This window comes from Nocardia sp. PLKS1-43 (assembly GCF_059510335.1).
On the sequence record NZ_JCAJZQ010000008.1, the window covers coordinates 303445 to 326471 of the forward strand.

The following is a 23027-nucleotide window of genomic DNA, read 5'->3' on the forward strand; positions in this document are numbered from 1 at the left end:
GCCTGCCTTGCAGGCATTCCAGTGGGGAGCTATCCTGAGCGAGTCCGTACATCGTGCGCATCAGACGCCGGTGCTTCATTTGGGCAATCGCTCCAGCAGGCTCCTTGCTCAGACTCGCGAGGCGGGTCTCGAGAACTTGGGGTCGGCACTGGAATGAACTCCCACCTTTGTGAACCGGTGGCGCAGACCTGGTGGTGACGAACCACAGGTCCGGCGGGGCAGGCGATACGGCATCCGGGCTCGGCAAGTGATCGGGCTTCGGGACGAAACCCTCGAACAAGCACACGGCAATCGAGGGAAGGAAAGGATCTCCGTGACAGATACGGACCTGCTCGCGACACCCGGGGTGGAAACCGATGGACGTTCCTCGGACAGCCGCGAAAGTGACTCCGGACAGATTTCGAAGATGAGCGAACAAACCGACGTCGCACGATCGGGGCTGACTGGAATGTTGTTGCCGCAGTTGCGCGCACTGGCCGGAGAGCTCGGTATACGAGGCACTTCCGGGATGCGCAAGGGCGATCTCATCGCCGCTATCAAGGAAAATCAGGCCGGTGGTTCGGCCACGAAGCCTGTGCGTGGCCGCGAGGGATCCGCACCCGCCAAGTCGGCGAAGACCGACGAGCCCGCGCCCGCCGCCGAAGCGCCGCGGGCCAAGTCGGCCTCGGCGCGCGGTGAGCAGCAGACGCTGGACGGCGTCGCCGACAAGTCCGCCGAGAAGTCTGCCGACCGGCCCGCCGAGAAGGCCGAGAAGTCGGGCAAGTCCGCCGAGAAGTCCTCGGACAAGTCCGCCGAACCCGCCCAGGCCAAGACTGATTCGCCTGCGCGCCCGGCCGATTCGGGCGAGGATTCCGGCCGCGAGGGCGGCCAGCGGGGTCGTGGCCGGCAGCGCCGCGGTCGTGAGCAGCGGGCGGCCGAGGGCGGCGAGGCCAAGGCCGAGACCAACGGCGCCGAGGTCAAGTCCGAGCAGGACGCCGGTGAGCGTCGTCGCGATCGCAATCAGCAGAACGATCGCAACGATCGCGGCCAGCAGAACGGTCAGGGCAACCAGAACCGCAACGGCGCCGATCGCGACCGCGATCGCGGTGGTGACGACGACGGTGACGGCCGGGGCCGTCGCGGCCGCCGGTTCCGGGAGCGTCGTCGTGGCCGGGACCGCGAGGGCGGCGCCGGTGGCGAGGCCCGCGAGGTCGAGATCCGCGAGGACGACGTCCTGCAGCCGGTCGCCGGAATCCTGGACGTGCTGGACAACTACGCGTTCGTGCGCACCTCCGGCTACCTGGCCGGCCCGAACGACGTGTACGTCTCGATGAACCTGGTTCGCAAGAACGGCCTTCGCCGCGGTGACGCGATCACCGGTGCGGTGCGGGCGCCCCGCGAGGGTGAGCAGGGCAACCAGCGGCAGAAGTTCGATCCGCTGGTCCGGCTGGACACCGTCAACGGCACCGATGTCGATTCGGCCAAGCGGCGTCCGGAGTTCAACAAGCTCACCCCGCTGTACCCGAACCAGCGGCTGCGGCTCGAGACCCAGCCGAACAAGCTGACCACCCGCGTGATCGACCTGATCATGCCGATCGGCAAGGGGCAGCGCGCCCTGATCGTGTCCCCGCCCAAGGCCGGTAAGACCACGATCATGCAGGACATCGCGAACGCGATCGCGACCAACAACCCCGAGTGCTACCTGATGGTGGTGCTGGTCGACGAACGTCCCGAAGAGGTCACCGATATGCAGCGCTCGGTGCGCGGCGAGGTGATCGCCTCGACGTTCGACCGGCCGCCGAGCGATCACACCTCGGTCGCCGAGCTCGCCATCGAACGGGCCAAGCGCTTGGTGGAGATGGGCCAGGACGTCGTCGTGCTGCTGGACTCGATCACTCGTCTGGGCCGCGCGTACAACAACTCCTCGCCCGCGTCCGGCCGCATCCTGTCCGGTGGTGTCGACTCGACCGCGCTGTACCCGCCCAAGCGGTTCCTGGGCGCGGCGCGCAACATCGAGAACGGCGGCTCGCTGACCATCATCGCCACCGCGATGGTGGAGACCGGATCCACCGGTGACACGGTCATCTTCGAGGAGTTCAAGGGCACCGGTAACGCGGAGCTCAAGCTCGATCGCAAGATCGCCGAGCGCCGGGTGTTCCCGGCGGTGGACGTCAACCCGTCCGGCACCCGCCGCGACGAGCTGATCATGTCGCCGGACGAGGCAGCGGTCATCCACAAGCTGCGGCGCGTGCTGTCCGGCCTGGATTCGCATCAGGCGATCGACCTGCTGATCGACCGGTTGCGCAAGTCGAAGAACAATATGGAATTCCTGGTGCAGGTCTCCAAGACCGCGCCGGGTGCTCTGGACGAGTAGTACTCCCGCGTTCGTGCGGGCTCGCCGGTGTCGCGACGGGCTCGCACGGACCACGGGACGTATATCCGGCGAGCGAGCCGTGTCCTCGCCGGACGCCCACCCCGCTGAGGTCCTGCTGTGGCAGGGCCTCAGCGGCGTTTTCGGGTGGGGGAGTAGAAGATTCGTCCGACCAGCACCGCACCGAAAATCAATCCGCCGAGGATCAGCGCGGTGGCGGCGGTGAGACCGCCGGTCGGCAGCGCGGTCGTGGTGAACTGATAGGGCTCGGTATCACCGGCCGCTCCGGGCGTGCTGAGCGCGGCGGCCCGATCCGCGGGTGCCGCCCACCAGCAGATGGCGATCGTCACCGACAAAACCGTCAAGACTGCTCCGGCGAGGATTTCCGCGCGCCAACCCCCCGGCAGGACGCGAAGCCTACGGCTGATCGCCGATCCGGGAGACCGCGACCCCCGAGCCCCCCGAGCGGTGTGCTGATTCACTGCGTTCCCTCCTGCCGTAGCCGGTTCCGGCCCGCTGCCGATAATCTATGAACACCCCTGTTCATATTCACGAGTAGCCGACTACCCGAGTTCAGCCTGGCTCGAGAGCTGCGAATACGCGCGCCCGTACTTCCTGGGGGACCACCTTAGGGCCTGCTCGGGGAATAAACATACCTGTTCCCCGTTTTGGGAACATCGCGCGGCGGATCCGGCCCGGAACAAAACCGCTACGGATCGGCGTTTACACTGCTTAGTTGGCAACAATGCCTAGTCGGTTCCGGTTCACGTCCCGCTTCGCGAGGCGACCCGGCGACCATCGAAAGGACATCCATGAAGGCAGGAATCCACCCCACATACGTGGAGACGACCGTCGTCTGCGGTTGTGGGAATACTTTCCAGACTCGCAGCACCAAGGAGTCGGGCCGCATCAACGTCGAGGTCTGCTCGCAGTGCCACCCGTTCTACACGGGCAAGCAGAAGATCCTCGACACCGGCGGCCGTGTCGCTCGCTTCGAGGCTCGCTACGGCAAGCGCACCCCGAAGAAGGCCGACGCCAAGTAGCTACCCCGCCGACGCCCGTCCTACGAACCCCGTAGGCCGGGCGTCGGTGCTTTCGGCCTCCGCTCCGCCACGGCGGGTTCGCGGCCCCGGAAGTCTCACCGCTGAGCCCGTGCCGGGCACCCGTTCCTCGCACCCGCCGCGCGTCTCGGCGGCGAGGCGGGCGGCGAACGTCGACGGTGGAAGCTGCGGGGAAATGTTGGAACCGACGAACGAGAATCGCACAGAGGAGCTCCCGCGATGGCCGATGTGACGGCCCCGTCCGCGATCGACGACATCCTGGCCGAACACGCCGGGCTGGAGACGCAGCTGTCCGATCCGGCACTGCACAACAATCCGGCCGAGGCCCGGCGTGTGGGTAAGCGGTTCGCAGAGCTGGCTCCGATCATGTCCGCGTACACCAAACTGCGGACCGCGCGCGAGGATTTGAGCGCCGCGCGCGAGCTGGCCGCGGACGACGCGTCCTTCGCCGCCGAGGTGCCGGATCTGGAAGAGCAGGTGCAGGAACTGGAGAAGACGCTCACCGACCTGCTCGCGCCGCGCGATCCGCACGACGCCGACGATGTGGTGCTCGAGGTGAAATCCGGCGAGGGCGGTGAGGAATCCGCGCTGTTCGCCTCGGATCTGGCCCGGATGTACATCCGCTATGCCGAGCGACGCGGCTGGAAGGTCGAGATTCTCGACGCCACCATCTCCGATCTCGGCGGCTACAAGGAAGCCACGATCACCATCAAGAGTCGCGAGCCCAGTCGTGACGGCGTGTGGTCCCGGCTGAAATTCGAGGGCGGCGTGCACCGCGTGCAGCGGGTGCCGGTGACCGAATCCCAGGGACGTATCCACACCTCGGCCGCGGGAATCCTGATCTATCCCGAACCCGACGAGGTCGAGCAGGTGCAGATCGACGAGGGTGATCTGCGCATCGACGTCTATCGCTCCTCCGGTAAGGGCGGTCAGGGCGTCAACACCACCGACTCGGCCGTGCGCATCACCCATCTGCCCACTGGCATCGTGGTGACCTGTCAGAACGAGCGGTCCCAGCTGCAGAACAAGATCCGCGCGATGCAGGTGCTCGCGGCCCGGCTGCAACTGCTGGCCGAGGAACAGGCAGATGCCGAGGCAGCCGCGGGCCGCGCCAGCCAGATTCGCACCGTGGACCGCTCGGAGCGGATTCGCACCTACAACTTCCCGGAGAACCGGATCACCGACCACCGCATCGGATTCAAGGCGCACAACCTGGACGCGGTGCTGGACGGGGACCTGGACGCCCTGCTCGACGCACTCGGCGAGGCCGACCGCGCCGCCCGCTTGGCCGCCGAGTAATCCCGGTACCGCACGATTATGTTGCTGGACAAGATTTCGGCCCTGGGCTCGTTTCGTCCCCACTGCGAAGCGTCTCTATCCGCTGGGAGTCGCCCGCGAAGCGATAGGTTCAGCAACACCAACTCCAAGATTTTCGGCGCGGGCTCGTCGCTTTACAGCGCCGAAAACCCCGCCGGCGCGAAGCGGAGGCCAAGGACACAGTGAGTCGTGTTTCGCTACGTCCGGCGATCCTCGAGGCCGCCGGGCAGCTTCAGGCTGCCGGCGTGCACAGTCCGCATACCGACGCCGAATTCCTTGCCGCCCACGTGCTCGGGGTGGAGCGTTCGCGGCTCGCGCTGACGCCGATGCTGAGCGCCGAACAACTCGGGGAATTCCGCAAACTGGTGGACCGGCGCGCGGAACGTGTTCCGCTGCAACATCTCACGGGCATCGCCGCGATGGGTGAGATCGATCTGGCGGTCGGCCCGGGGGTGTTCGTCCCTCGTCCGGAAACCGAATTGCTGTTCGCCTGGGCGCTGGCACATCTCGAGGCGGTACAGCTGGTGACACCTCGGCACGAACATCCGCCGATCGTGGTGGATCTGTGTACCGGATCGGGCGCGCTGGCCCTGGCGATCGCGCACGCGCGTCCCGATGCCGAGGTGTACGCGGTCGAGATCGACCCGGCGGCCCGCGAGTGGGCGCGCCGCAATGCCGATGCTCGAGCCGCGCAGGGGGATACGCCGATACATCTGCACGCCGGCGACGTCACCGATCCGAATGTGTTGTCGCCATTGAACGGTCGTGTGGACGTACTGGTCGCCAATCCGCCCTACATCCCCGAGGGCGCGCCCCTGGATCCCGAGGTGGCCGAGCACGATCCACACCGAGCCCTGTTCGGTGGCCCCGACGGCCTGTCCGTGATCACCCCGATGATCGACACCGTCACCCGCCTGCTCCGCGCGGACGGCGTGGCCGCTGTGGAACACGACGACACCAACGGCCCCCAGGTCGCCGCCCTGTTCGCGAACACCGGCCGATTCACCGCGATCGTCGAACATCCGGACCTCGCGGGCAAACCCCGCTTCGTCGCCGCCCGCCGTACCGCCGACTGAGCGCTCAATCTTCGTGGTGGCTACCGACCTGCACCACAACGATCTCGGTATCGGTCACGTAGTAGATCAGTCGGTGTTCCAGGGTGATTCGTCTCGACCAGTGCCCGGCCAATTTGTGACGCAGCGGTTCGGGCTTGCCGATACCGGTGAACGGATCTGCCAGCACGGCTTCGATCAGTTTGTCGGCTGCTTTCAGCACGGTACGGTCGGGAGCGAGCCAAGCCGAGTAACTGGCCCAGCCTCGCGAGGTGAAGGAGAGCTTACGGTCTGCGGCCATCAAGCATCCGGATCCAGCAGTTCGTGCATTTCGGTCTCACCGCGACGCGCAGCATCGGCGGAAGCGAGCAGATGAACGCTGCCATGAGTGGACAGAACGTAGAGCGTTTCCTGTAGGGAGTCCCAATCGGACTCCGCGACGAGCACCGCGTTCTCCCCGCTCTTGGTAACCACCGTGACCGGGTTGTGGTCGTCGTTCACCTGCTTTACCAGGCCGAATAGATTCTGTCGCACGCTCGAGATCGGTAGCGCGGTCATGGATGCGGCACCTCCTTATTCTGTACAAGATATCGTACAAGTAATGGTGACGTGGAAGACGTAAGTTGAACTTCCGGAAAATAGCTCTGAATAAGATGCAAATAGCTCTGTCTTAGAGGTAATCTGAGGTGGTGCGGACGGCCGAGGAAGGTGTCACCGCCGGTCCGGAGAACTCTCCGGAGCTGGTCGGCGGCATGTTGGGGGTGTTCGGGCGGTTCCGGCGACAGGTGCGCAGGCTGGCCGGGCGGGCATTCGATCAGCCGGGAATCAGCGATGCGCAGGCGGAGTTCCTTCGGCTCGTCTCGCGCAATCCGGGGATCTCGGTGAAGGCCGCCGCCGCGGAGCTGGGGCTGGCGCCCAACAGTGTGTCGACCTTCGTCAGCGCGCTGGTGAAGGCGGATCTGCTCGTGCGCGAGCAGGATCCGGACGATCGCCGGGCGTCACGGTTGAGCCTGCCCTCGGAGGTGCAGCTCTCGGTGGACGAAACCCGAAGGCGCAGACATCAACTCGTCGGCGCCGCGCTCGACGAGCTCACCGAGGTCGAACGCCGGGACCTGGTTCGCGGTTTGGCCGTGGTCGACAAGCTGACCGATCTGCTGCACGAACGTGAACATCGGAAATGAACGGCATGCCGCAATGCACGAATCCGCCCGCAGCGGAGGAACATTCGGCACGAGCGAGAACGGGGGAGTGCGATGACGGCGAAATCCGTTGAGCCACCCGGTGCTATCCCCGCCGTGGAATGCGTCGGCCTGACGCATCGCTACGGCGACCACACCGTCGTGAACGATCTGCATCTGCGTATCGAACGCGGTGAGGTCTTCGGACTGCTCGGACCCAACGGCGCGGGCAAGACCACCACGATCCGGTTGCTGACCACCCTGATGCCGATCCAGCACGGCCGGGTCACCATGTTCGGGCGGCAAGTCGGCAGGGACAACACCTCGATCCGCTACAACCTCGGCTACGTGCCGCAGCAGTTGTCCATCGAGGCCGCGCTGACCGGGCGGCAGAACGTCGCGTGGTTCGCGCGGCTGTTCGACGTCCCGCGCCGCGAGCGCGCCGAACGTGTCGAACAGGTACTGGCCGCGATGGATCTGCTCGATGTCGCCGATCGGCTCGCGGCCGGTTACTCCGGCGGTATGGTGCGCCGCCTGGAACTGGCGCAGGCGCTGGTCAATCGGCCCGCCCTGCTGATCCTGGACGAGCCGACCGTCGGGCTGGACCCGATCGCCCGCGATGGCGTGTGGGAGCGAGTGCGCGAACTGCGGCACAGCTTCGGCACGACCGTGCTGCTCACCACCCACTACATGTCCGAGGCCGATGTGCTGTGCGATCGAATCGCCTTGCTGCACAAGGGTATTCTGCGGGCGGTCGGTTCGCCGGCGGAGCTGAAGGCCGCCCTGGGCGCACAGGCCACGCTGGAAGACGTATTCCGGCACCACGCCGGCGCCGGGTTGGAAGAAGACTCGAATACCGAGGGAGGGCTGCGCGGTGTCCGAAACACACGCCGAACCGCTCAACGTGCCGGCTGAATTCCCGCCGCTGCGCCAGGCTCCGCGCGGCTTGGGCCGCGCGGGGGCGCTGAGTTCGCGGATGGGGACGTTCGCGCTGGTGGAGTTGCAGAAACTGCGCCACGATCGCACCGAACTGTTCACCCGCGCGGTGCAGCCCGCACTGTGGATGCTGATCTTCGGCACCACCTTCTCCCGGCTGCACAGCATCCCCACCGGCTCGCTGCCCTATCTGGACTTCCTCGCGCCCGGCGTGATCGCGCAGTCGGCGCTGTTCATCGCGATTCTGTACGGCATCCAGCTGATCTGGGACCGGGACGCCGGAATTCTGAACAAACTCCTGGTCACCCCGACCCCGCGCGCGGCGCTGATCACCGGTAAGTGCTTCGCGGTCGGGGTGCGTTCGGTGGCGCAGGTACTGATCATCGTGGTGCTGTCGCTGCTGATGGGCGTGCACCTGACGATGAATCCGCTGAAACTGCTCGGCGCGGTGGTCGCGGTGATCCTGGGCGCGTCCTTCTTCGCCTGCCTGTCGATGTCCATCGCGGGCCTGGTGACCAAGCGCGACCGGCTGATGGGCATCGGCCAGGCGATCACCATGCCGCTGTTCTTCGCCTCCAACGCGCTGTACCCGATCGATCTCATGCCCGGGTGGTTACGTGTGATCAGTCACGTCAATCCGCTCAGCTACGAGGTGGACGCCCTGCGCGGTCTGCTCATCGGCGCGGCCGACCATCTATGGGTCGACATGGGCGTACTCGTATCGGCGGCGGTACTCGGAATCGCCTGTGCCTCTGGCCTTCTGGGCCGGTTGGTGCGGTGATTCGCCGGTGTCGAGAGTCCCGCCGCACCTTCGTTCGCGCCAGCAAATACACTCACCCGGGTGAGTATCGTCTACGACTGCTCCGATCCCGACTCACGTGCCGCCGGGCTGACCGCCGCGCGGACGACGTTGAAATCCGGACGGCTCGCGGTCATCCCCACCGACACCGTGTACGGACTGGCGGCAGATGCCTTCGATTCCGGGGCGGTCGCCGATCTGCTGGCCGCCAAGCGCCGCGGCCGCGATATGCCGGTGCCGGTGCTGGTGGGGTCCTGGAACACCATCGACGGACTCGTGTTCTCCGTATCGCAGCAGGCGCGCGATCTGATCCGCGCGTTCTGGCCGGGCGGATTGAGTTTGGTTGTGCAGCAAGCCCCTTCGCTGGCGTGGGATCTGGGCGACGCCCGCGGCACGGTGATGCTGCGGATGCCGCTGCATCCGGTGGCGCTGGAACTGCTCCGGGAGGTCGGCCCGCTGGCGGTGTCCAGCGCGAACGTCTCCGGACAGCCCGCGGCCACGACGGTGCAGGAGGCGCGCGATCAGCTCGGCGAGCTGGTGGGCGTGTACCTGGACGGCGGACCGGCCGATCACGGCGTCCCCTCGACGATCGTGGACCTCACCGCGGACAGCCCGCGCATCCTGCGCGAGGGCGCGGTGACCGCGGAACAGGTGGGCGAGGTGCTCGGCATCGCGCCGGGGGACCTCACGATCCGAGCGTCACGGTGACGGCCTGGTAGATGATATTCAGCCAGGGCGCGGTCGTTCCGCTGCGCGAGCTTCTGCTGGTCCTGCTCGTGTCGACGGTGGTGACTCTGCTGTCCACCGGTGGTATTCGGGTGCTGGCGATCAAGTTCGGCGCGGTCGCGATTCCGCGCGAACGTGACGTGCACGTCAAGCCGATCCCGCGGATGGGCGGGGTCGGGATCTATCTGGGCGTGGTGGCCGCGGTGCTGTTCGCCCATCAGCTGCCCGCGCTGCGGCGGGGTTTCGACTATCCGCACGACGTCCCCGCGGTCATGGTCGCGGGCACCCTCATCGTGCTGGTCGGCATCATCGACGACCGCTGGGGCCTGGACGCGCTGACCAAATTCGTCGGCCAGATCACCGCTGCCTGCGTGATGGCCGTGATGGGTTTGAGCTGGGTCGCGATCTACAACCCGTTCACCAACACCACGGTGGTGCTGGACCAGCTCTACGGCGGCGCGGTGACGGTGATCATCACCGTCACCATGATCAACGCGTGGAACTTCGTCGACGGTCTGGACGGTCTGGCCGGTGGTCTGGGCGTGATCGCCGCGCTCGCGGTCTTCGTCTTCGCCGCCGGACTGCTGTATCAGCAGGGCGGCGCCACGGACGGTTATCCGCCGGCGATGCTGGCCGCCGCGCTCGCGGGCGGCTGCCTGGGATTCCTGCCGCACAATTTCCAGCCCGCCCGGATATTCATGGGCGATTCCGGATCGATGCTGATCGGGCTCATGTTGGCGGCGGTCTCCACCGGCGCCTCGGGCCGGATTCCGCTGACCGGGTACGGCGCCCGCGACATCGTCGGCTTGCTGTCGCCGTTACTGCTGGTCGGCGCGGTGATGTTCATCCCGGTGCTGGATCTGGTGATGGCGATCGTGCGCCGGGTGCGCGCGGGCGTGAGCTTCTCCACTCCGGACAAGATGCACCTGCATCACCGGCTGCTGCAGATCGGACATTCCCAGCGTCGCGTCGTGCTGACGATCTATCTGTGGGTCGGCGTGCTGGCCTTCGGCGCGGTCGGCTCCTCGCTCATCGATCGGCGGCTGGTGGTGCTGTTGTTCGCCGCCGGTCTGGTGTGCGCGTTGGTACTCACCGCGGTGCCCTCGCTGCGCGAGGCAGTGGGGCTGCGCAAGCGCCGGTCCGTCTCCGGCGATCCGGTGCCGAACGGGCCGGAAGTAAGCGGCGAGTAAACTTCGCGGCGTGACCACGGCATCGCAATCCCATCCGGACGCTCCCTTGCGGGCGGCGCTGCGCTACGGCATCGCCGGATTGATCGCGCTGGTGGTGATCTCGTGTGTGCTGGCCACGATCTTCGCGGGTCTGCCCGGTCTGTGGGGCGCGGTGATCGGCTCGGCCATCGGCGGGTTCTTCATCCTGACCACCGCCGCGCTGGTGCTGTTCAGTGCGCGATTGGAGACCGGCATCCAGGGCATGGTGATGCTGGGCAGCTGGGTCGGCAAACTTCTGGTTGTCCTGCTCGTGGTCGCGGTGCTGAAGCAGTTCGACTTCTACGACCGGATGTCGTTGTTCCTGACCGTGGTGGGCGCGCTGCTCATCGTTCTGGGCGCGGAGACGTACGGCGTACTGCGCCAACGGGTTCCGGTCGTGACCCCGCCGGGCGAGGGCTCCGGACAAGATCGTTCAAAACTGTGAGCGATACCCCCTACACGTTGTCGTAGATGGCTTGGTAAACTCTTTACCGTAAGCATCCGATCAGTGGGGGCGATCATTGCGATCCGGCCATTGCCGGTATGCTTGCAGCCGTGCCGAGCCTTAAGGGGGTTCGGCTCTGCACCGTCGACGATGTCGCCGACGTACAGACGCCTCGAGCGGGTTCTTCCCCGCCTCAGCTGCTGACGAACTTCGAGCCGACCCTAGTCGACCCACCTGATCGTCAATGTCCGATCGAACCGCGGGAGACCCTTGACATCCCGCGGCCCGAACACGGGAGAGAACGCTGAGCGTCACCAATCTGGCGGGCGAGTTCCACGCGCCCTCGCTGTCCGACTTCTTCCCTTCGGCGGTGCTGTTCGGCGGGACTCCTTTCGAGCTCAACCGTTTGATGCTGATCCGCATCGTCATGGCCGCGGTTCTGATCGCCTTCATGGCGCTGGCGTTCCGCAGCCCCAAACTCGTACCGCGCGGTCTGCAGAATGTCGCCGAATACGGTCTCGTATTCGTGCGTGAGCAGATCTGCTTCGAGGTACTGGGCAAGGAAACCGGCAAGAAGTTCTTCCCGCTGATCGCGTCGATCTTCTTCGCCGTCCTGTTCCTGAACTTCTCCAGCGTGATCCCGTTCCTGAACATCTCCTCGAACGCGCGCATCGGCATGCCGCTGGTGCTGGCGATTGTCGCGTACATCGCGTTCAACTACATCGGCATCAAGAAGTACGGCTTCTGGAAGTACATGCGCTCGTCCATCGTGGTGCCCAATGTGCCGCCCGCGATGCACGTGCTGCTGATTCCGATCGAATTCATCTCGACCTTCATCCTGCGCCCGTTCACGCTCACCGTGCGACTCATGGCGAACATGCTGGCCGGACACATCATGCTGGTGTTGTTCTTCAGCGCCACGCAGTTCTTCCTGTTCGACGGCGCCGCGTGGATGAAGGGCCTGTCCCCGTTCTCGCTGGCCGGCGGCTTCGCCTTCACGCTGTTCGAAATGCTGGTGATTTTCCTGCAGGCCTACGTTTTCGCGCTGCTGACAGCCGTGTACATCGGCCTGGCGCAGCACGCCGATTCGCACTGACCGCGCATACGCGCCCACAGACAACCGCACACCGACTGACCCACACACCCTGCGGTGTGGGCAACAGAAAGGGATAGAAAACTCATGAGCCTCTCCAACGTGGCCACCACCCTCGCCGAGAACACCCAGACGGTGAAGGGCTACGGCGCCGTCGGTTACGGCCTGGCCGCCATCGGCCCGGGTATCGGCGTCGGCATCGTCGTCGGTAAGGCGATCGAGGGCATCGCCCGGCAGCCCGAGCTGCAGGGCACCATCCGGACCAACATGTTCCTGGGTATCGCGTTCACCGAGGCCCTGGCGCTCATCGGTCTCGTCGCCGGCTTCATCTTCTGATTGCCATGAACGGGATTGTTTTGCTCGCGGCCGACAGCGGTTCGGATCCGAACCCGCTGCTGCCGGAGCCGTACGACATCTTCTGGTCGGCGGTGGTCTTCATCGTCGTCGCCGTCGTGTTCTTCAAGTACGTTGTCCCGCGCTTGAGCAAGGTGCTCGACGAACGTTCGGAGAAGATCGAAGGCGGGCTCGAGAAAGCCGAGGCCGCACAGGCGCAGGCACAGGAAACGCTGGCGCAGTACCAGCAGCAGCTGGCCGACGCCCGGCTCGAGGCCGCGCGCATCCGTGAAGAGGCGCGCACCCAGGGCCAGCAGATCCTCGCGCAGCTGCGCGCGGAGGCCCAGGCCGAGGCGGACCGCATCGTGGCCACCGGCCACACGCAGCTCGAGGCCCAGCGTCAGCAGATCGTCACCGAACTTCGTGCCGAGCTCGGCCACACCGCGGTCGATCTCGCCGAGAAGATCATCGGCCAGTCGGTTGCCGATGAGGCCAAACAGGCCGCCTCCATCGACCGGTTTCTTGCAGAATTGGATCTGCGGGCCGGTATCGGGGTCGGAAGGTAGCGAGATGCCCGGGCGGGTCAGCGGGCGGAGCCAACCGAGCCGACAGCGGGGCGTCACCACGTCGGTTGTCGCGTGCAGGCATAATCCAACAAAGCCTGGGCGGGTCGGCGGCCGGAAGCGGCAGCGATGTGCGACCACACGGGCCGCCACGCACAGGCAGGAGCCAACACAGTGAAAGTGGGAAGCATGTACGCAGGGAGCCGCGAGGCGAATTCCCGTGCGCGGGAAGCTCTTTCGGCTGCTCTCACCGGGAGTGACACCGTCGCCGCCACGACGGGATCCGAACTGTTCGCCGTGGTCGACGTCCTGGACGGCGAGCGCTCGCTGCGTGTCGCGCTCGCGGACAAGTCGGTGTCGAGTTCGGCGCGCGCCGAACTGGCCGAACGCCTGTTCGGCGGCAAGATCAGCGCGGCCACGCAGGCCGTGCTGACCACTGCCGTCGCCCAGGACTGGTCCCGGAGCCGGGACCTGGTCGACACCCTGGTGCTGCTCGGCCGGGAGGCGCTGCTGCGCGCGGCCGCCGATCGCGGGCGCATCGACGCGGTCGAGGACGAGCTGTTCCGGCTCGGCCGGGTCGTCGAGGACAATCCGGAACTCGAGCAGGCGCTGGCCGACCGCGGTAAGTCGGCGCAGGCCAAGCGTGAGCTGGTCGCGCGCCTGCTCACCGGCAAGGTCGAGGACATCACCCTGCAGCTGGCCGAGCAGGCGGTCAGCCGCTCGCGCGGCGACGTGGGCGGGGTCTTCGACGAGTTGTCCGATCTGGCCGCGTCGCTGCGTAAGCAGATCGTGGCCCATGTGCGTGCGGCGACCGAACTGACGCCGCAGCAGCGCGAGCAATTGGCGGCCTCGCTGCAGCGCATCTACGACAAGCCGATCACGGTGCATGTGCAGGTCGATCCGAGCCTTCTGGCCGGTGTCGTCGTGCACGTCGGCGACGATGTGATCGACGGCAGTGCCGTGGGCCGGCTACAGCGGCTGCGTCAGTCCCTGACCTAGAGGGCGCTGACGGAAGCGGCGGCCACCCCACCCGACATTCGAGACCAGGCCGCCTGGGCGGGTCAGCGGCCGGAGGCGGCAGCGTAGCGTAGCCACGGAGGCCGCCCCGCACAGGCAGAATCCAACACAGCGAGAGCAGGAAGAACATGGCGGAGCTGACGATCTCCCCCGACGAGATCCGTAGCGCGATCCAGAGCTACACCCAGGCCTACACCCCCGAGACCTCCATCGAGGAGGTCGGTACGGTCACCGACACCAGCGACGGTATCGCCCACGTCAGTGGCCTGCCTTCGGCGATGGCGAACGAGCTGCTCGAATTCCCGGGTGGCGTGCAGGGCGTCGCGCTGAACCTGGAGGACACCGAGATCGGTGCGGTCATCCTGGGTGAGTTCGACTCCATCGAGGAGGGCCAGACCGTCCGGCGTACCGGCGACGTGCTGTCGGTGCCGGTCGGCGACAAATTCCTCGGCCGCGTGGTCGACCCGCTCGGCGCGCCGATCGACGGCCTCGGCGATATCGAGGCCGACGACCGCCGCGTGCTGGAGCTGCAGGCCGCCACGGTGCTCCAGCGTCAGCCCGTCGGCGAGCCGATGGCGACCGGCATCACCGCCATCGACGCGCTGACCGCGATCGGCCGCGGCCAGCGTCAGCTGGTCATCGGCGACCGCAAGACCGGTAAGACCGCGGTCTGCATCGACGCCATCCTGAACCAGAAGGCGAACTGGGAGTCGGGCGACCCGACCAAGCAGATGCGCTGCATCTACGTCGCCATCGGTCAGAAGGGTTCCACCATCGCGGGCGTGAAGGCCGCGCTGGAAGCGCACGGCGCGATGGAGTACACCACCATCGTCGCGGCGCCCGCGTCGGACTCGGCCGGCTTCAAATGGCTTGCGCCGTACACCGGTTCGGCCATCGGCCAGCACTGGATGTACCAGGGCAAGCACGTGCTGATCGTGTTCGACGACCTGTCCAAGCAGGCCGAGGCGTACCGCGCGATCTCGCTGCTGCTGCGTCGCCCGCCGGGCCGCGAGGCGTACCCGGGTGACGTCTTCTACCTGCACTCGCGTCTGCTCGAGCGTTGCGCAAAGCTGTCCGACGAGATGGGCGCCGGTTCGATGACCGGTCTGCCGATCATCGAGACCAAGGCCGGTGACGTCTCCGCGTTCATCCCGACCAACGTCATCTCCATCACCGACGGCCAGGTCTTCCTGGAGTCGGACCTGTTCAACAAGGGTGTGCGCCCGGCGATCAACGTCGGTACCTCCGTCTCCCGTGTCGGTGGCGCCGCGCAGACCAAGGGGATGAAGCAGGTCGCCGGTTCGCTGCGTCTGGAGCTGGCCCAGTACCGCGAGCTGGAGGCGTTCTCCGCCTTCGCCTCCGACCTGGACGCCGCTTCGCTGGCTCAGCTCGAGCGCGGTGCGCGCTGGGTCGAGCTGCTCAAGCAGGACCAGTACTCCCCGGTCGCGGTCGAGGACCAGATCGTCTCGATCTTCCTGGTCGACGCCGGCTACTACGACACGGTGCCGGTTGGCGACGTCCGCCGGTTCAACGCCGAACTGCTCGAGAGCCTGCACCGCGGTGCGGCCGCCGCGTTCAAGGCGATCGAGGGCGGCAAGAAGATCGAGGGCGAGACCGCCGATCTGCTCAAGGCCGAGACCGACAAGTTCAAGCAGGGCTTCATCGCCTCCGACGGCAGCCGCGTGGTGAACGAGGCCGCGGCCGGTCAGCTGGACCACGAAGAGGTCGAGTCCGTGTCCGTCCACCGCAAGCACGTCGAGAAGTAAGCGCGAGCAGCCAATGCGATTGTCGGACAGCCGTACACAGAATGAAGGGAGTGAATAGCCGATGGCCAATATTCGCGAACTGCGCTCCCGCATTCGTAGTGTGAGTTCGATCAAGAAGATCACCAAGGCCCAGGAGCTGATCGCCACCTCGCGGATCAGCCGGGCCCAGGCCCGGGTGGCCGCGGCCAAGCCGTATGCGGAGGAGATCACCAAGGTGCTCGGCGAACTCGCCGGCGCCTCGCAGAATCTCTCGCATCCGCTGCTGACCGAGCGGGCCGAGCCCACTCGGGCCGCGATCCTGGTGATCACCAGCGACCGCGGTATGTGTGGTGGGTACAACTCGAACGTGCTCAAGCGCGCCGAGGAACTCATGACGACGCTGCGCTCCGAGGGCAAGGAGCCGGTGATCTACGTGATGGGCGCCAAGGGCCTGTCGTACTACACCTTCCGCAACCGCCGCCCGATGGGCTCGTGGACCGGATTCTCCCAGCAGCCGCACTACACCGACGCCTCCGCCGCGTGCAACCACCTGGTGGAAGCGTTCATGGCGGGTGCGCAGGGCGAGGTGCCCGCGCCGAACGGCGAAGGCACCATCGCCGGTGTGGACGAGTTGCACATCGTCTACACCCGGTTCGTGTCGATGCTGTCGCAGACGCCCGAAGTGCGCCGGCTCGCGCCGATCCACGTGGACATCATCGAGGAGACCTACGACCTCGGCGAGGACATGATGTCCGATTCGCCGACCGCGCAGATTTCCTCGCTGTACGAGTTCGAGCCGGATGCGGACCGGTTGCTCGGCGCACTGCTGCCGAAGTACATCAATACCCGCATCTACTCGTCGTTGCTCGAAGCCGCGGCCTCGGAGTCGGCCGCGCGCCGCACCGCGATGAAGGCGGCCACCGATAACGCCAACGACCTGGTCAACAATCTGACCCGGCAGGCGAACTCGATCCGGCAGGCCAACATCACGCAGGAAATCAGCGAGATCGTCGGTGGCGCGAACGCGCTGGCGGCGGCGTCGGATCGCGACTAGCCCACTGCCCACCCCAGAGAGAGAAAAATGACCGCAGCTGTCACTCAAGACAACAAGAGCCGGGCGGGCGCTGGTACAGGCCGCGTCGCCCGAGTCATCGGCCCCGTCGTCGACGTCGAGTTCCCCCGGGGTTCCATCCCCGAGCTCTACAACGCCCTGCACGCGCAGGTCACCCTGCCCTCGGTGGCCAAGACGCTGACCCTCGAGGTCGCGCAGCACCTGGGCGACAACATCGTGCGCACCATCTCGATGCAGCCCACCGACGGCCTGGTCCGCGGCGTGGAGGTCGAGGACACCGGCAAGCCGATCTCGGTTCCCGTGGGCGACGTGGTCAAGGGCCACGTCTTCAACGCCCTCGGCGACTGCCTGGACACCCCCGGCCTGGGCCGGGACGGCGAGCAGTGGGGCATCCACCGCGAGCCGCCGCCGTTCGACCAGCTCGAGGGTAAGACCGAGATCCTGGAGACCGGCATCAAGGTCATCGACCTGCTGACCCCGTACGTGAAGGGCGGCAAGATCGGTCTGTTCGGTGGCGCCGGCGTCGGCAAGACCGTTCTGATCCAGGAGATGATCACCCGTATCGCGCGTGAGTTCTCCGGTACGTCCGTGTTCGCGGGCGTCGGTGAGCGCACCCGTGAGGGCACCGACCTGCACCTGGAAATGGAAGAGATGGGCGTGTTGCAGGACACCGCCCTCGTCTTCGGCCAGATGGACGAGCCGCCGGGCACCCGTATGCGCGTGGCCCTCTCGGCGCTGACCATGGCGGAGTACTTCCGCGATGTGCAGAACCAGGACGTGCTGCTGTTCATCGACAACATCTTCCGGTTCACCCAGGCCGGTTCCGAGGTCTCGACCCTGCTGGGCCGGATGCCCTCGGCCGTCGGTTACCAGCCGACCCTGGCCGACGAGATGGGTCAGCTGCAGGAGCGGATCACCTCGACCCGTGGTCGTTCGATCACCTCGATGCAGGCGATCTACGTTCCCGCGGACGACTACACCGACCCCGCCCCGGCGACCACCTTCGCCCACCTGGACGCGACCACCGAGCTCTCCCGCCCGATTTCGCAGAAGGGTATCTACCCCGCTGTCGACCCGCTGACCTCGACCTCCCGCATCCTGGAGGCCTCGATCCTGGGTGATCGGCACTTCGCGGTGGCCAACGAGGTCAAGCGAATCCTGCAGAAGTACAAGGAACTTCAGGACATCATCGCCATTCTGGGCATGGACGAGCTCTCCGAGGAGGACAAGGTCCTCGTCGGCCGCGCCCGTCGCCTGGAGAAGTTCCTGGGCCAGAACTTCATCGTCGCCGAGAAGTTCACCGGTCAGCCGGGTTCGGTCGTCCCGCTGGAGCAGACCATCGACGACTTCGAGCGCGTCTGCAAGGGCGAGTTCGACCACTTCCCCGAGCAGGCGTTCAACTCCTGCGGTGGCCTGGACGACGTCGAGGCGGCTGCGAAGAAGATCGCCGGGAAGTAGCCCATCATGGCGGATATGTCAGTGGATATGGTCGCCATCGAGCGACGGCTGTGGTCGGGACAGGCGAGTTTCGTCAGCGCCCAGACCACCGAGGGGCAGATCGGTATTCTGCACGGCCACGAGCCGGTCCTGGGCCAGCTGGTCGAGGGCGGGATCGTCACCATCGTCAGCTCCGAGGGCGAGCGCATCGTCGCGGCGGTGAACGGCGGATTCTTCTCCGTAACGGGGTCGACCGTGCGAATTCTGGCCGAGACGGCGGATTTCGCGGACGATGTGGACGTCGAGGCCGCGCGTGCGGTTATCGCCGATCCGAATGCCTCCGAACAGGACAAGAACGCCGCGGAAGGTCGTCTGCGGGCGGTGGAGCTGAGCGCTCGCCCCTGAGAAGTTCTTCACGACAACCGAATTCGATGAACCGCGCGGCGGTTCCGGACATTTCCGGGCCGCCGCGCGGTTTTTGTTTCGTGACACTCCGGCTTCACCTGATCACCCAATTGGTTGGCGCGGCTCGGCCGCTACGTGCTCTCCGGGCGCCGCGCGAGCGGACACGTTCGTACCAGTGCCCAACGGACATATCGAAGGCTCCGGAGCGAAAATCACCAGTACCGGTGAGCACGCGGCGGTTTCACCATCGCCGGCTGCCAACGGCGCCGGACGTACCACCTGATCAGCGGTGATGTGGCGGTCGATCTGCAAACTGCGAACGGTGTGGTCGGTCCGAACAACGGCGCGCGAAACAAACCGGGCACGAACGACTTTTCGCCCACGGCGCGTCCGGGCTGACAGTCGCGCTATCTCGTCGGATGCCAGGTAGCGCGCTGGGATCGTTCGGTCCGTCGCTGTCCACGAGCCCGACGGTCGCCGCCGGCCTGTCCTTGCCGATCAGCCCCGGCGAGGTCGAAGGGGTGCAGATCGATAACAAGGACATGACCGAGTCCGGCCGGTATTACCTGAATTACCAGGATGTTCCGATAGATATTCAGGGTTGCGCCGGATATGCGCAGGCCCGCCAGTTCGCGGTCGTCTGCGCCAATTTTCACAAGGTCACTCTCTACGGCCAGTCGTTCAGCATCGGCTGATCACACCGTCATTTTTCGCGAGGAAACACATGATTCTCCGCAAATCTGTGCGATGTGGCCGCGTGATCGGTCCGCCGGCGGCGGTGGCCGCCGGTTCGGGATGTCCACCTCGGGCACAGTGAATGCCGACGCTTTCATATAGCAGTCGAACACCGTGATCATGCGCACCCTCGGCGACGGCACCGTCGTACACATATCCCTGCCGGACCAGTCGGCCAAGGTCAGCAGTTGGATGGGCGCGACGCCGCCGCATCGCAATGTATGGACCTCCGCGCGAGTCGTCGCCGACGTCTCCGGTCCCGGCGCATCCTCGGCTTCCATCGAGCTGAACCCGGGCTACGTGGTGGGATGCCAGGTCGAGCTGACCATCAGCCGGACGATTACGGCAACGAGAGTCACAAGGCGCACCCGACGGTGACCGGCCCGCACGCCGGTGTGAGCTGGACCGATGACGCCTTCGCGGTCAACGGGTGCGGCGGATACGCGCAGGCGCGGGCGTTCGCCTTCGCCGATGTCTCGACCAAAGCGGGGGAGATGTCATCTCGGTTTGGGGAGTGCCGTTCACCATGGGCTGAGCCCCGCGGATCACCGCACGCGACCATGCGCCGGTGCGTGTGCGCTGGTGACCCGGTCGCCATTGTCGTGCGAAAGACTTCGGAACACCTTGTGCGCGTGCGGCTTTCGCGAGTGCGCCGAATTCGCCCCGGGCGCCGCCGGAAAGGCTCCGCGGCTGGGGTGGACCGGCCGATTTCCGGTGCGGGGGTGTTTGTAGACTCGCCCACACAGTGACGTTGTATGGGATGGCACGCCACTCGCACCGGCATCAGGGGCTTTAGCGAAGGGACGGACCTGGATTGCGGACCGGAATGGCGTTGCTGATCATTCTGGTGTTGGTGCTTGTCGGTCTGGGGTTGGCCTCGCTCTATCGCCTGGTGATGTTGCGTCGTGGCGGCACAGCGGCGATTCTGCGGGTACTCCCGGCCAAGGGCGGTCAGGGTTGGCGGCACGGCTTGATCCGGTACGGCGAGGATCAGCTGGTCTTCTACAAACTGACCAGCCTCAGATTCGGTGCGGACTCGACGATTCGGCGCCTCGGTATCGAGGTGGTCGATCGACGCGGTCCGGTCGGCGACGAGTACGACATCATGACCGACGACATCATCGTGATCGCGGTCTCCGACGGTGACGGCAGCTATGAGCTGGCGCTCGATCGCGGCGCGCTCGCGGCATTCCTGTCCTGGGTCGAGTCCCGTCCCTCCGAGCGGGTTCGACGTCGTCCGGGATAGTGGAGGAACAACACCCAATGGTCGGCCAGAACACCCGGAGAGGCGGGGGAGCATGAGTGTGCATCTGACGCGGATCTACACGCGGACCGGCGACGACGGCACCACCGGATTGAGCGATTTCTCGCGAGTGGACAAGACCGACCCCCGGCTGATCGCCTACGCCGACTGTGACGAGGCCAATGCCGCGATCGGTGTCGCAATTGCGCTGGGGCAGCCCGAGCCGAAGGTGGTCGAGGTGCTGCGGCAGGTGCAGAACGATTTGTTCGACGCGGGCGCGGATCTGTCCACGCCGGTTGTGGCCGAGCCGAAGTATCCGCCGTTGCGCATCACCCAGTTCTACATCGATCGCCTCGAGCGATACTGCGACGAGTTCAATTCCGAACTGGCGCCGTTGAATTCGTTCATCCTGCCTGGTGGCACGCCCTTGGCCGCACTGCTGCACACGGCCCGCACGGTGGTGCGCCGGGCCGAGCGTTCGGCGTGGTCGGCGGTGCGGGAGCACTCCGACGAGATCAGCGTGCTGCCCGCGAAATACCTGAATCGACTGTCGGACCTACTGTTCATCGTCGGCCGGGTGGCCAATCCGGACGGTGACATCCTGTGGCGTCCTGGTGCCGCCGGGCAATCGGAGACGGACGGAGACGCCACGACCGATGGCCCCGCCCGTTAGGCTGGCCCCCGTGAGTCAACCACCGACACAGCGTGCGGCACGCACGGCGCAGGCCAGCCCCGTCGAGGGGGCGCTGTGAGTGAACGGTTTCTGGTGACGGGAGGCAGTCGGCTCGTCGGTGAGGTCGCGGTCGGCGGCGCCAAGAACAGCGTCCTGAAGCTGATGGCCGCCGCGCTGCTCGCCGAGGGCACGACGACGATCACGAACTGCCCTGACATCCTCGACGTGCCGTTGATGGCCGAGGTGCTGCGCGGCCTGGGCTGCGATGTCACGGTCGCCGGATCGGTCGTCACCATCGACACTCCGGCCGAGCCGAAATATCACGCCGACTTCCCCGCGGTGACCCAGTTCCGCGCCTCGGTCTGCGTGCTGGGTCCGCTGATGGCGCGATGCCGCCGAGCCGTGGTCGCACTGCCCGGCGGTGATGCGATCGGTTCGCGGCCGCTGGACATGCATCAGACGGGCTTGCGCCTGCTCGGCGCGACCAGCGAGATCGAGCACGGCTGTGTGGTCGCCCGCGCCGACGAGCTGCAGGGAGCCCGGATCCGGCTGGACTTCCCCTCGGTCGGCGCGACCGAGAACATCCTGATGGCCGCGGTGTTGGCCGAGGGTGAGACGGTCATCGACAATGCCGCTCGCGAGCCCGACATCGTCGACCTGTGCACGATGTTGGCCAGGATGGGCGCGCGGATCGACGGTGCGGGCACCTCTGTCCTCACCATCGAGGGCGTGCGCAAGCTCTCGCCGACGACGCATCAGGTGATCGGCGACCGAATCGTGGCCGCCACCTGGGGAATCGCCGCGGCCATGACGCTCGGCGATGTGCGCGTCCAGGGGATCAATCCCAAGCACCTGTCGCTGGTGCTGGACAAGCTGCGGTCCGCGGGTGCGCGAATCTCCTTCGAGCCGGACGGTTTTCGCGTCGTACAGCCCGAGCGGCCGCGGGCGGTGAACTTCGCGACCCTGCCCTTTCCGGGTTTCCCGACCGACCTGCAGCCGATGGCCATCGGCCTGGCCGCGATCGCCGATGGCACCTCGATGATCACCGAGAACGTATTCGAGGCGCGGTTCCGTTTCGTCGAGGAGATGATCCGGCTCGGCGCCGATGCCCGGACCGACGGTCACCACGCGGTCGTCCGCGGAATCCCGCGGTTGTCGAGTGCGCCGGTGTGGTCCTCGGACATCCGCGCCGGCGCGGGTCTGGTGCTCGCGGGTCTGGTCGCCGACGGGGTCACCGAGGTGCACGACGTCTTCCACATCGATCGGGGCTATCCGAAGTTCGTGGAGAACCTGCGTTCCCTCGGCGCCGACGTCGAGCGCGTCGGAAAGGCCTCCTGACCAGGGGATTTGACATGGTCAGCGGCAACACGTAACTTATTCCGAGTCAGCGACGCGGACACCGACCCGGAGCCGAGAGGCCCGGGACACGAGGATGTACGCAGAGCGTCTGACGATCACACTGGATCAACCGAGAGTGCGGATTTGGTTTCGCTGCTCGAGTTGAGCTAAGCTGTAAAAGTTGCCCAGCCGATCGACCCGGTTCACTCCGGTGAGATTCTGGTGCGTGTGTTCTTTGAGAACTCAATAGTGTGTCGATGAATGTCAGTGCCAAATTTTTTGTTTTGGTTCCGATCTTCAC

General features: G+C 66.2%; 27 protein-coding genes. 24 read left to right on the forward strand and 3 right to left on the reverse strand.

What is annotated here, in order from left to right:
• Nucleotides 1-406: 406 nt before the first annotated feature.
• Nucleotides 407-2353, forward strand: a complete 1947-nt coding sequence (rho, locus tag AC5WS7_RS27280) for a transcription termination factor Rho (RefSeq protein WP_495957432.1) — start codon at nucleotides 407-409, stop codon at nucleotides 2351-2353.
• A gap of 128 nt (nucleotides 2354-2481) precedes the next feature.
• Here rho and AC5WS7_RS27285 read toward each other — a convergent pair whose 3' ends face one another.
• Nucleotides 2482-2700 (reverse strand): hypothetical protein, encoded by a 219-nt coding sequence (locus tag AC5WS7_RS27285; protein WP_495957433.1) that lies wholly within the window; start codon nucleotides 2698-2700, stop codon nucleotides 2482-2484.
• A 462-nt stretch (nucleotides 2701-3162) separates the two neighbouring features.
• Between AC5WS7_RS27285 and rpmE the strand changes: the two genes are divergently transcribed.
• The 3 genes from rpmE to prmC all read left to right on the forward strand — a co-directional run bounded on the left by rpmE (nucleotide 3163) and on the right by prmC (nucleotide 5804).
• On the forward strand, nucleotides 3163-3393 hold the full coding sequence (gene rpmE, locus AC5WS7_RS27290) for a 50S ribosomal protein L31 (RefSeq protein WP_495957434.1): 231 nt from the start codon (nucleotides 3163-3165) through the stop codon (nucleotides 3391-3393).
• 237 nt (nucleotides 3394-3630) lie between these two features.
• On the forward strand, nucleotides 3631-4710 hold the full coding sequence (gene prfA, locus AC5WS7_RS27295; protein WP_495957435.1) for a peptide chain release factor 1: 1080 nt from the start codon (nucleotides 3631-3633) through the stop codon (nucleotides 4708-4710).
• Nucleotides 4711-4910: 200 nt separating this feature from the next.
• A complete protein-coding gene (gene prmC, locus AC5WS7_RS27300; RefSeq protein ID WP_495957436.1) occupies nucleotides 4911-5804 on the forward strand; it encodes a peptide chain release factor N(5)-glutamine methyltransferase in 894 nt (297 codons plus the stop codon).
• A 4-nt stretch (nucleotides 5805-5808) separates the two neighbouring features.
• Here the strand turns inward: prmC and AC5WS7_RS27305 are convergent, their stop codons facing one another.
• Both AC5WS7_RS27305 and AC5WS7_RS27310 read right to left on the reverse strand, forming a co-directional pair.
• Complete coding sequence (locus tag AC5WS7_RS27305) at nucleotides 5809-6081, reverse strand: Txe/YoeB family addiction module toxin (protein WP_495957437.1); 273 nt, start codon at nucleotides 6079-6081, stop codon at nucleotides 5809-5811.
• Entirely contained in the window at nucleotides 6081-6338 is a 258-nt protein-coding gene (locus tag AC5WS7_RS27310) for a type II toxin-antitoxin system Phd/YefM family antitoxin (protein ID WP_495957438.1), read from the reverse strand. Before AC5WS7_RS27310 ends, AC5WS7_RS27305 begins: the two co-directional genes overlap by 1 nt.
• A 128-nt stretch (nucleotides 6339-6466) precedes the next feature.
• On the opposite strand from AC5WS7_RS27310, the gene AC5WS7_RS27315 reads away from it, so the two are divergent.
• From AC5WS7_RS27315 to murA, 20 genes are all read left to right on the forward strand, one after another.
• A complete protein-coding gene (locus AC5WS7_RS27315) occupies nucleotides 6467-6961 on the forward strand; it encodes a MarR family winged helix-turn-helix transcriptional regulator (protein WP_495957439.1) in 495 nt (164 codons plus the stop codon).
• 72 nt (nucleotides 6962-7033) lie between these two features.
• Nucleotides 7034-7873 carry an ATP-binding cassette domain-containing protein gene (locus tag AC5WS7_RS27320; protein WP_495957440.1) on the forward strand — a complete coding sequence of 280 codons (840 nt, stop codon included), beginning with the start codon at nucleotides 7034-7036 and terminating at the stop codon, nucleotides 7871-7873.
• The gene (locus AC5WS7_RS27325) at nucleotides 7833-8675 is read left to right on the forward strand and encodes an ABC transporter permease (RefSeq protein WP_495957441.1); all 843 of its coding nucleotides are present in this window, start codon (nucleotides 7833-7835) and stop codon (nucleotides 8673-8675) included. Before AC5WS7_RS27320 ends, AC5WS7_RS27325 begins: the two co-directional genes overlap by 41 nt.
• A gap of 60 nt (nucleotides 8676-8735) precedes the next feature.
• Nucleotides 8736-9401, forward strand: coding sequence for an L-threonylcarbamoyladenylate synthase (locus AC5WS7_RS27330; RefSeq protein WP_495957442.1), 666 nt, complete (start codon nucleotides 8736-8738; stop codon nucleotides 9399-9401).
• Nucleotides 9402-9412: 11 nt separating this feature from the next.
• On the forward strand, nucleotides 9413-10609 hold the full coding sequence (locus AC5WS7_RS27335; RefSeq protein WP_495957443.1) for an MraY family glycosyltransferase: 1197 nt from the start codon (nucleotides 9413-9415) through the stop codon (nucleotides 10607-10609).
• A 10-nt stretch (nucleotides 10610-10619) separates the two neighbouring features.
• Nucleotides 10620-11072, forward strand: a complete 453-nt coding sequence (locus AC5WS7_RS27340; protein ID WP_495957444.1) for a Cg1360 family ATP-synthase-associated protein — start codon at nucleotides 10620-10622, stop codon at nucleotides 11070-11072.
• Nucleotides 11073-11391: 319 nt separating this feature from the next.
• Nucleotides 11392-12168 carry a F0F1 ATP synthase subunit A gene (gene atpB, locus AC5WS7_RS27345; protein ID WP_495957474.1) on the forward strand — a complete coding sequence of 259 codons (777 nt, stop codon included), beginning with the start codon at nucleotides 11392-11394 and terminating at the stop codon, nucleotides 12166-12168.
• Nucleotides 12169-12252: 84 nt separating this feature from the next.
• Nucleotides 12253-12501, forward strand: coding sequence for an ATP synthase F0 subunit C (locus AC5WS7_RS27350; RefSeq protein WP_067679075.1), 249 nt, complete (start codon nucleotides 12253-12255; stop codon nucleotides 12499-12501).
• 5 nt (nucleotides 12502-12506) lie between these two features.
• Nucleotides 12507-13064 carry a F0F1 ATP synthase subunit B gene (locus AC5WS7_RS27355; RefSeq protein WP_495957445.1) on the forward strand — a complete coding sequence of 186 codons (558 nt, stop codon included), beginning with the start codon at nucleotides 12507-12509 and terminating at the stop codon, nucleotides 13062-13064.
• Nucleotides 13065-13250: 186 nt separating this feature from the next.
• Nucleotides 13251-14060, forward strand: a complete 810-nt coding sequence (locus AC5WS7_RS27360) for a F0F1 ATP synthase subunit delta (protein WP_495957446.1) — start codon at nucleotides 13251-13253, stop codon at nucleotides 14058-14060.
• A 146-nt stretch (nucleotides 14061-14206) separates the two neighbouring features.
• A complete protein-coding gene (gene atpA, locus AC5WS7_RS27365; protein WP_495957447.1) occupies nucleotides 14207-15844 on the forward strand; it encodes a F0F1 ATP synthase subunit alpha in 1638 nt (545 codons plus the stop codon).
• Between the two features lie 61 nt (nucleotides 15845-15905).
• Nucleotides 15906-16877 carry a F0F1 ATP synthase subunit gamma gene (locus AC5WS7_RS27370; protein WP_495957448.1) on the forward strand — a complete coding sequence of 324 codons (972 nt, stop codon included), beginning with the start codon at nucleotides 15906-15908 and terminating at the stop codon, nucleotides 16875-16877.
• A gap of 27 nt (nucleotides 16878-16904) precedes the next feature.
• Entirely contained in the window at nucleotides 16905-18353 is a 1449-nt protein-coding gene (gene atpD, locus AC5WS7_RS27375; protein WP_495957449.1) for a F0F1 ATP synthase subunit beta, read from the forward strand.
• A 6-nt stretch (nucleotides 18354-18359) separates the two neighbouring features.
• Entirely contained in the window at nucleotides 18360-18737 is a 378-nt protein-coding gene (locus AC5WS7_RS27380; protein ID WP_495957450.1) for a F0F1 ATP synthase subunit epsilon, read from the forward strand.
• A gap of 419 nt (nucleotides 18738-19156) precedes the next feature.
• A complete protein-coding gene (locus AC5WS7_RS27385) occupies nucleotides 19157-19432 on the forward strand; it encodes an MspA family porin (RefSeq protein WP_495957451.1) in 276 nt (91 codons plus the stop codon).
• Between the two features lie 160 nt (nucleotides 19433-19592).
• Nucleotides 19593-19850, forward strand: a complete 258-nt coding sequence (locus AC5WS7_RS27390; protein WP_495957475.1) for an MspA family porin — start codon at nucleotides 19593-19595, stop codon at nucleotides 19848-19850.
• Entirely contained in the window at nucleotides 19781-20221 is a 441-nt protein-coding gene (locus tag AC5WS7_RS27395) for an MspA family porin (RefSeq protein WP_495957452.1), read from the forward strand. The genes AC5WS7_RS27390 and AC5WS7_RS27395 overlap by 70 nt, the downstream gene beginning before the upstream one ends.
• A gap of 77 nt (nucleotides 20222-20298) precedes the next feature.
• A complete protein-coding gene (locus AC5WS7_RS27400) occupies nucleotides 20299-20718 on the forward strand; it encodes a DUF2550 domain-containing protein (protein WP_495957453.1) in 420 nt (139 codons plus the stop codon).
• A gap of 52 nt (nucleotides 20719-20770) precedes the next feature.
• Nucleotides 20771-21388, forward strand: coding sequence for a cob(I)yrinic acid a,c-diamide adenosyltransferase (locus AC5WS7_RS27405; protein ID WP_495957454.1), 618 nt, complete (start codon nucleotides 20771-20773; stop codon nucleotides 21386-21388).
• 75 nt (nucleotides 21389-21463) lie between these two features.
• Complete coding sequence (murA, locus tag AC5WS7_RS27410) at nucleotides 21464-22726, forward strand: UDP-N-acetylglucosamine 1-carboxyvinyltransferase (RefSeq protein ID WP_495957455.1); 1263 nt, start codon at nucleotides 21464-21466, stop codon at nucleotides 22724-22726.
• Nucleotides 22727-23027 lie beyond the last annotated feature (301 nt).

Bases quoted from the DNA above. Each gene is read 5' to 3' on its own strand.
- rho (WP_495957432.1), top strand. From the start codon at position 407: ATGAGCGAACAAACCGACGTCGCACGATCGGGGCTGACTGGAATGTTG.
- rpmE (WP_495957434.1), top strand. From the start codon at position 3,163: ATGAAGGCAGGAATCCACCCCACATACGTGGAGACGACCGTCGTCTGC.
- prfA (WP_495957435.1), top strand. From the start codon at position 3,631: ATGGCCGATGTGACGGCCCCGTCCGCGATCGACGACATCCTGGCCGAA.
- AC5WS7_RS27305 (WP_495957437.1), bottom strand. From the start codon at position 6,081: ATGGCCGCAGACCGTAAGCTCTCCTTCACCTCGCGAGGCTGGGCCAGT.
- AC5WS7_RS27310 (WP_495957438.1), bottom strand. From the start codon at position 6,338: ATGACCGCGCTACCGATCTCGAGCGTGCGACAGAATCTATTCGGCCTG.
- AC5WS7_RS27320 (WP_495957440.1), top strand. From the start codon at position 7,034: ATGACGGCGAAATCCGTTGAGCCACCCGGTGCTATCCCCGCCGTGGAA.
- AC5WS7_RS27335 (WP_495957443.1), top strand. From the start codon at position 9,413: ATGATATTCAGCCAGGGCGCGGTCGTTCCGCTGCGCGAGCTTCTGCTG.
- AC5WS7_RS27350 (WP_067679075.1), top strand. From the start codon at position 12,253: ATGAGCCTCTCCAACGTGGCCACCACCCTCGCCGAGAACACCCAGACG.
- AC5WS7_RS27355 (WP_495957445.1), top strand. From the start codon at position 12,507: ATGAACGGGATTGTTTTGCTCGCGGCCGACAGCGGTTCGGATCCGAAC.
- AC5WS7_RS27360 (WP_495957446.1), top strand. From the start codon at position 13,251: ATGTACGCAGGGAGCCGCGAGGCGAATTCCCGTGCGCGGGAAGCTCTT.
- atpA (WP_495957447.1), top strand. From the start codon at position 14,207: ATGGCGGAGCTGACGATCTCCCCCGACGAGATCCGTAGCGCGATCCAG.
- AC5WS7_RS27370 (WP_495957448.1), top strand. From the start codon at position 15,906: ATGGCCAATATTCGCGAACTGCGCTCCCGCATTCGTAGTGTGAGTTCG.
- atpD (WP_495957449.1), top strand. From the start codon at position 16,905: ATGACCGCAGCTGTCACTCAAGACAACAAGAGCCGGGCGGGCGCTGGT.
- AC5WS7_RS27380 (WP_495957450.1), top strand. From the start codon at position 18,360: ATGGCGGATATGTCAGTGGATATGGTCGCCATCGAGCGACGGCTGTGG.
- AC5WS7_RS27385 (WP_495957451.1), top strand. From the start codon at position 19,157: ATGCCAGGTAGCGCGCTGGGATCGTTCGGTCCGTCGCTGTCCACGAGC.
- AC5WS7_RS27390 (WP_495957475.1), top strand. From the start codon at position 19,593: ATGCGCACCCTCGGCGACGGCACCGTCGTACACATATCCCTGCCGGAC.
- AC5WS7_RS27395 (WP_495957452.1), top strand. From the start codon at position 19,781: ATGCCAGGTCGAGCTGACCATCAGCCGGACGATTACGGCAACGAGAGT.
- AC5WS7_RS27400 (WP_495957453.1), top strand. From the start codon at position 20,299: ATGGCGTTGCTGATCATTCTGGTGTTGGTGCTTGTCGGTCTGGGGTTG.
- AC5WS7_RS27405 (WP_495957454.1), top strand. From the start codon at position 20,771: ATGAGTGTGCATCTGACGCGGATCTACACGCGGACCGGCGACGACGGC.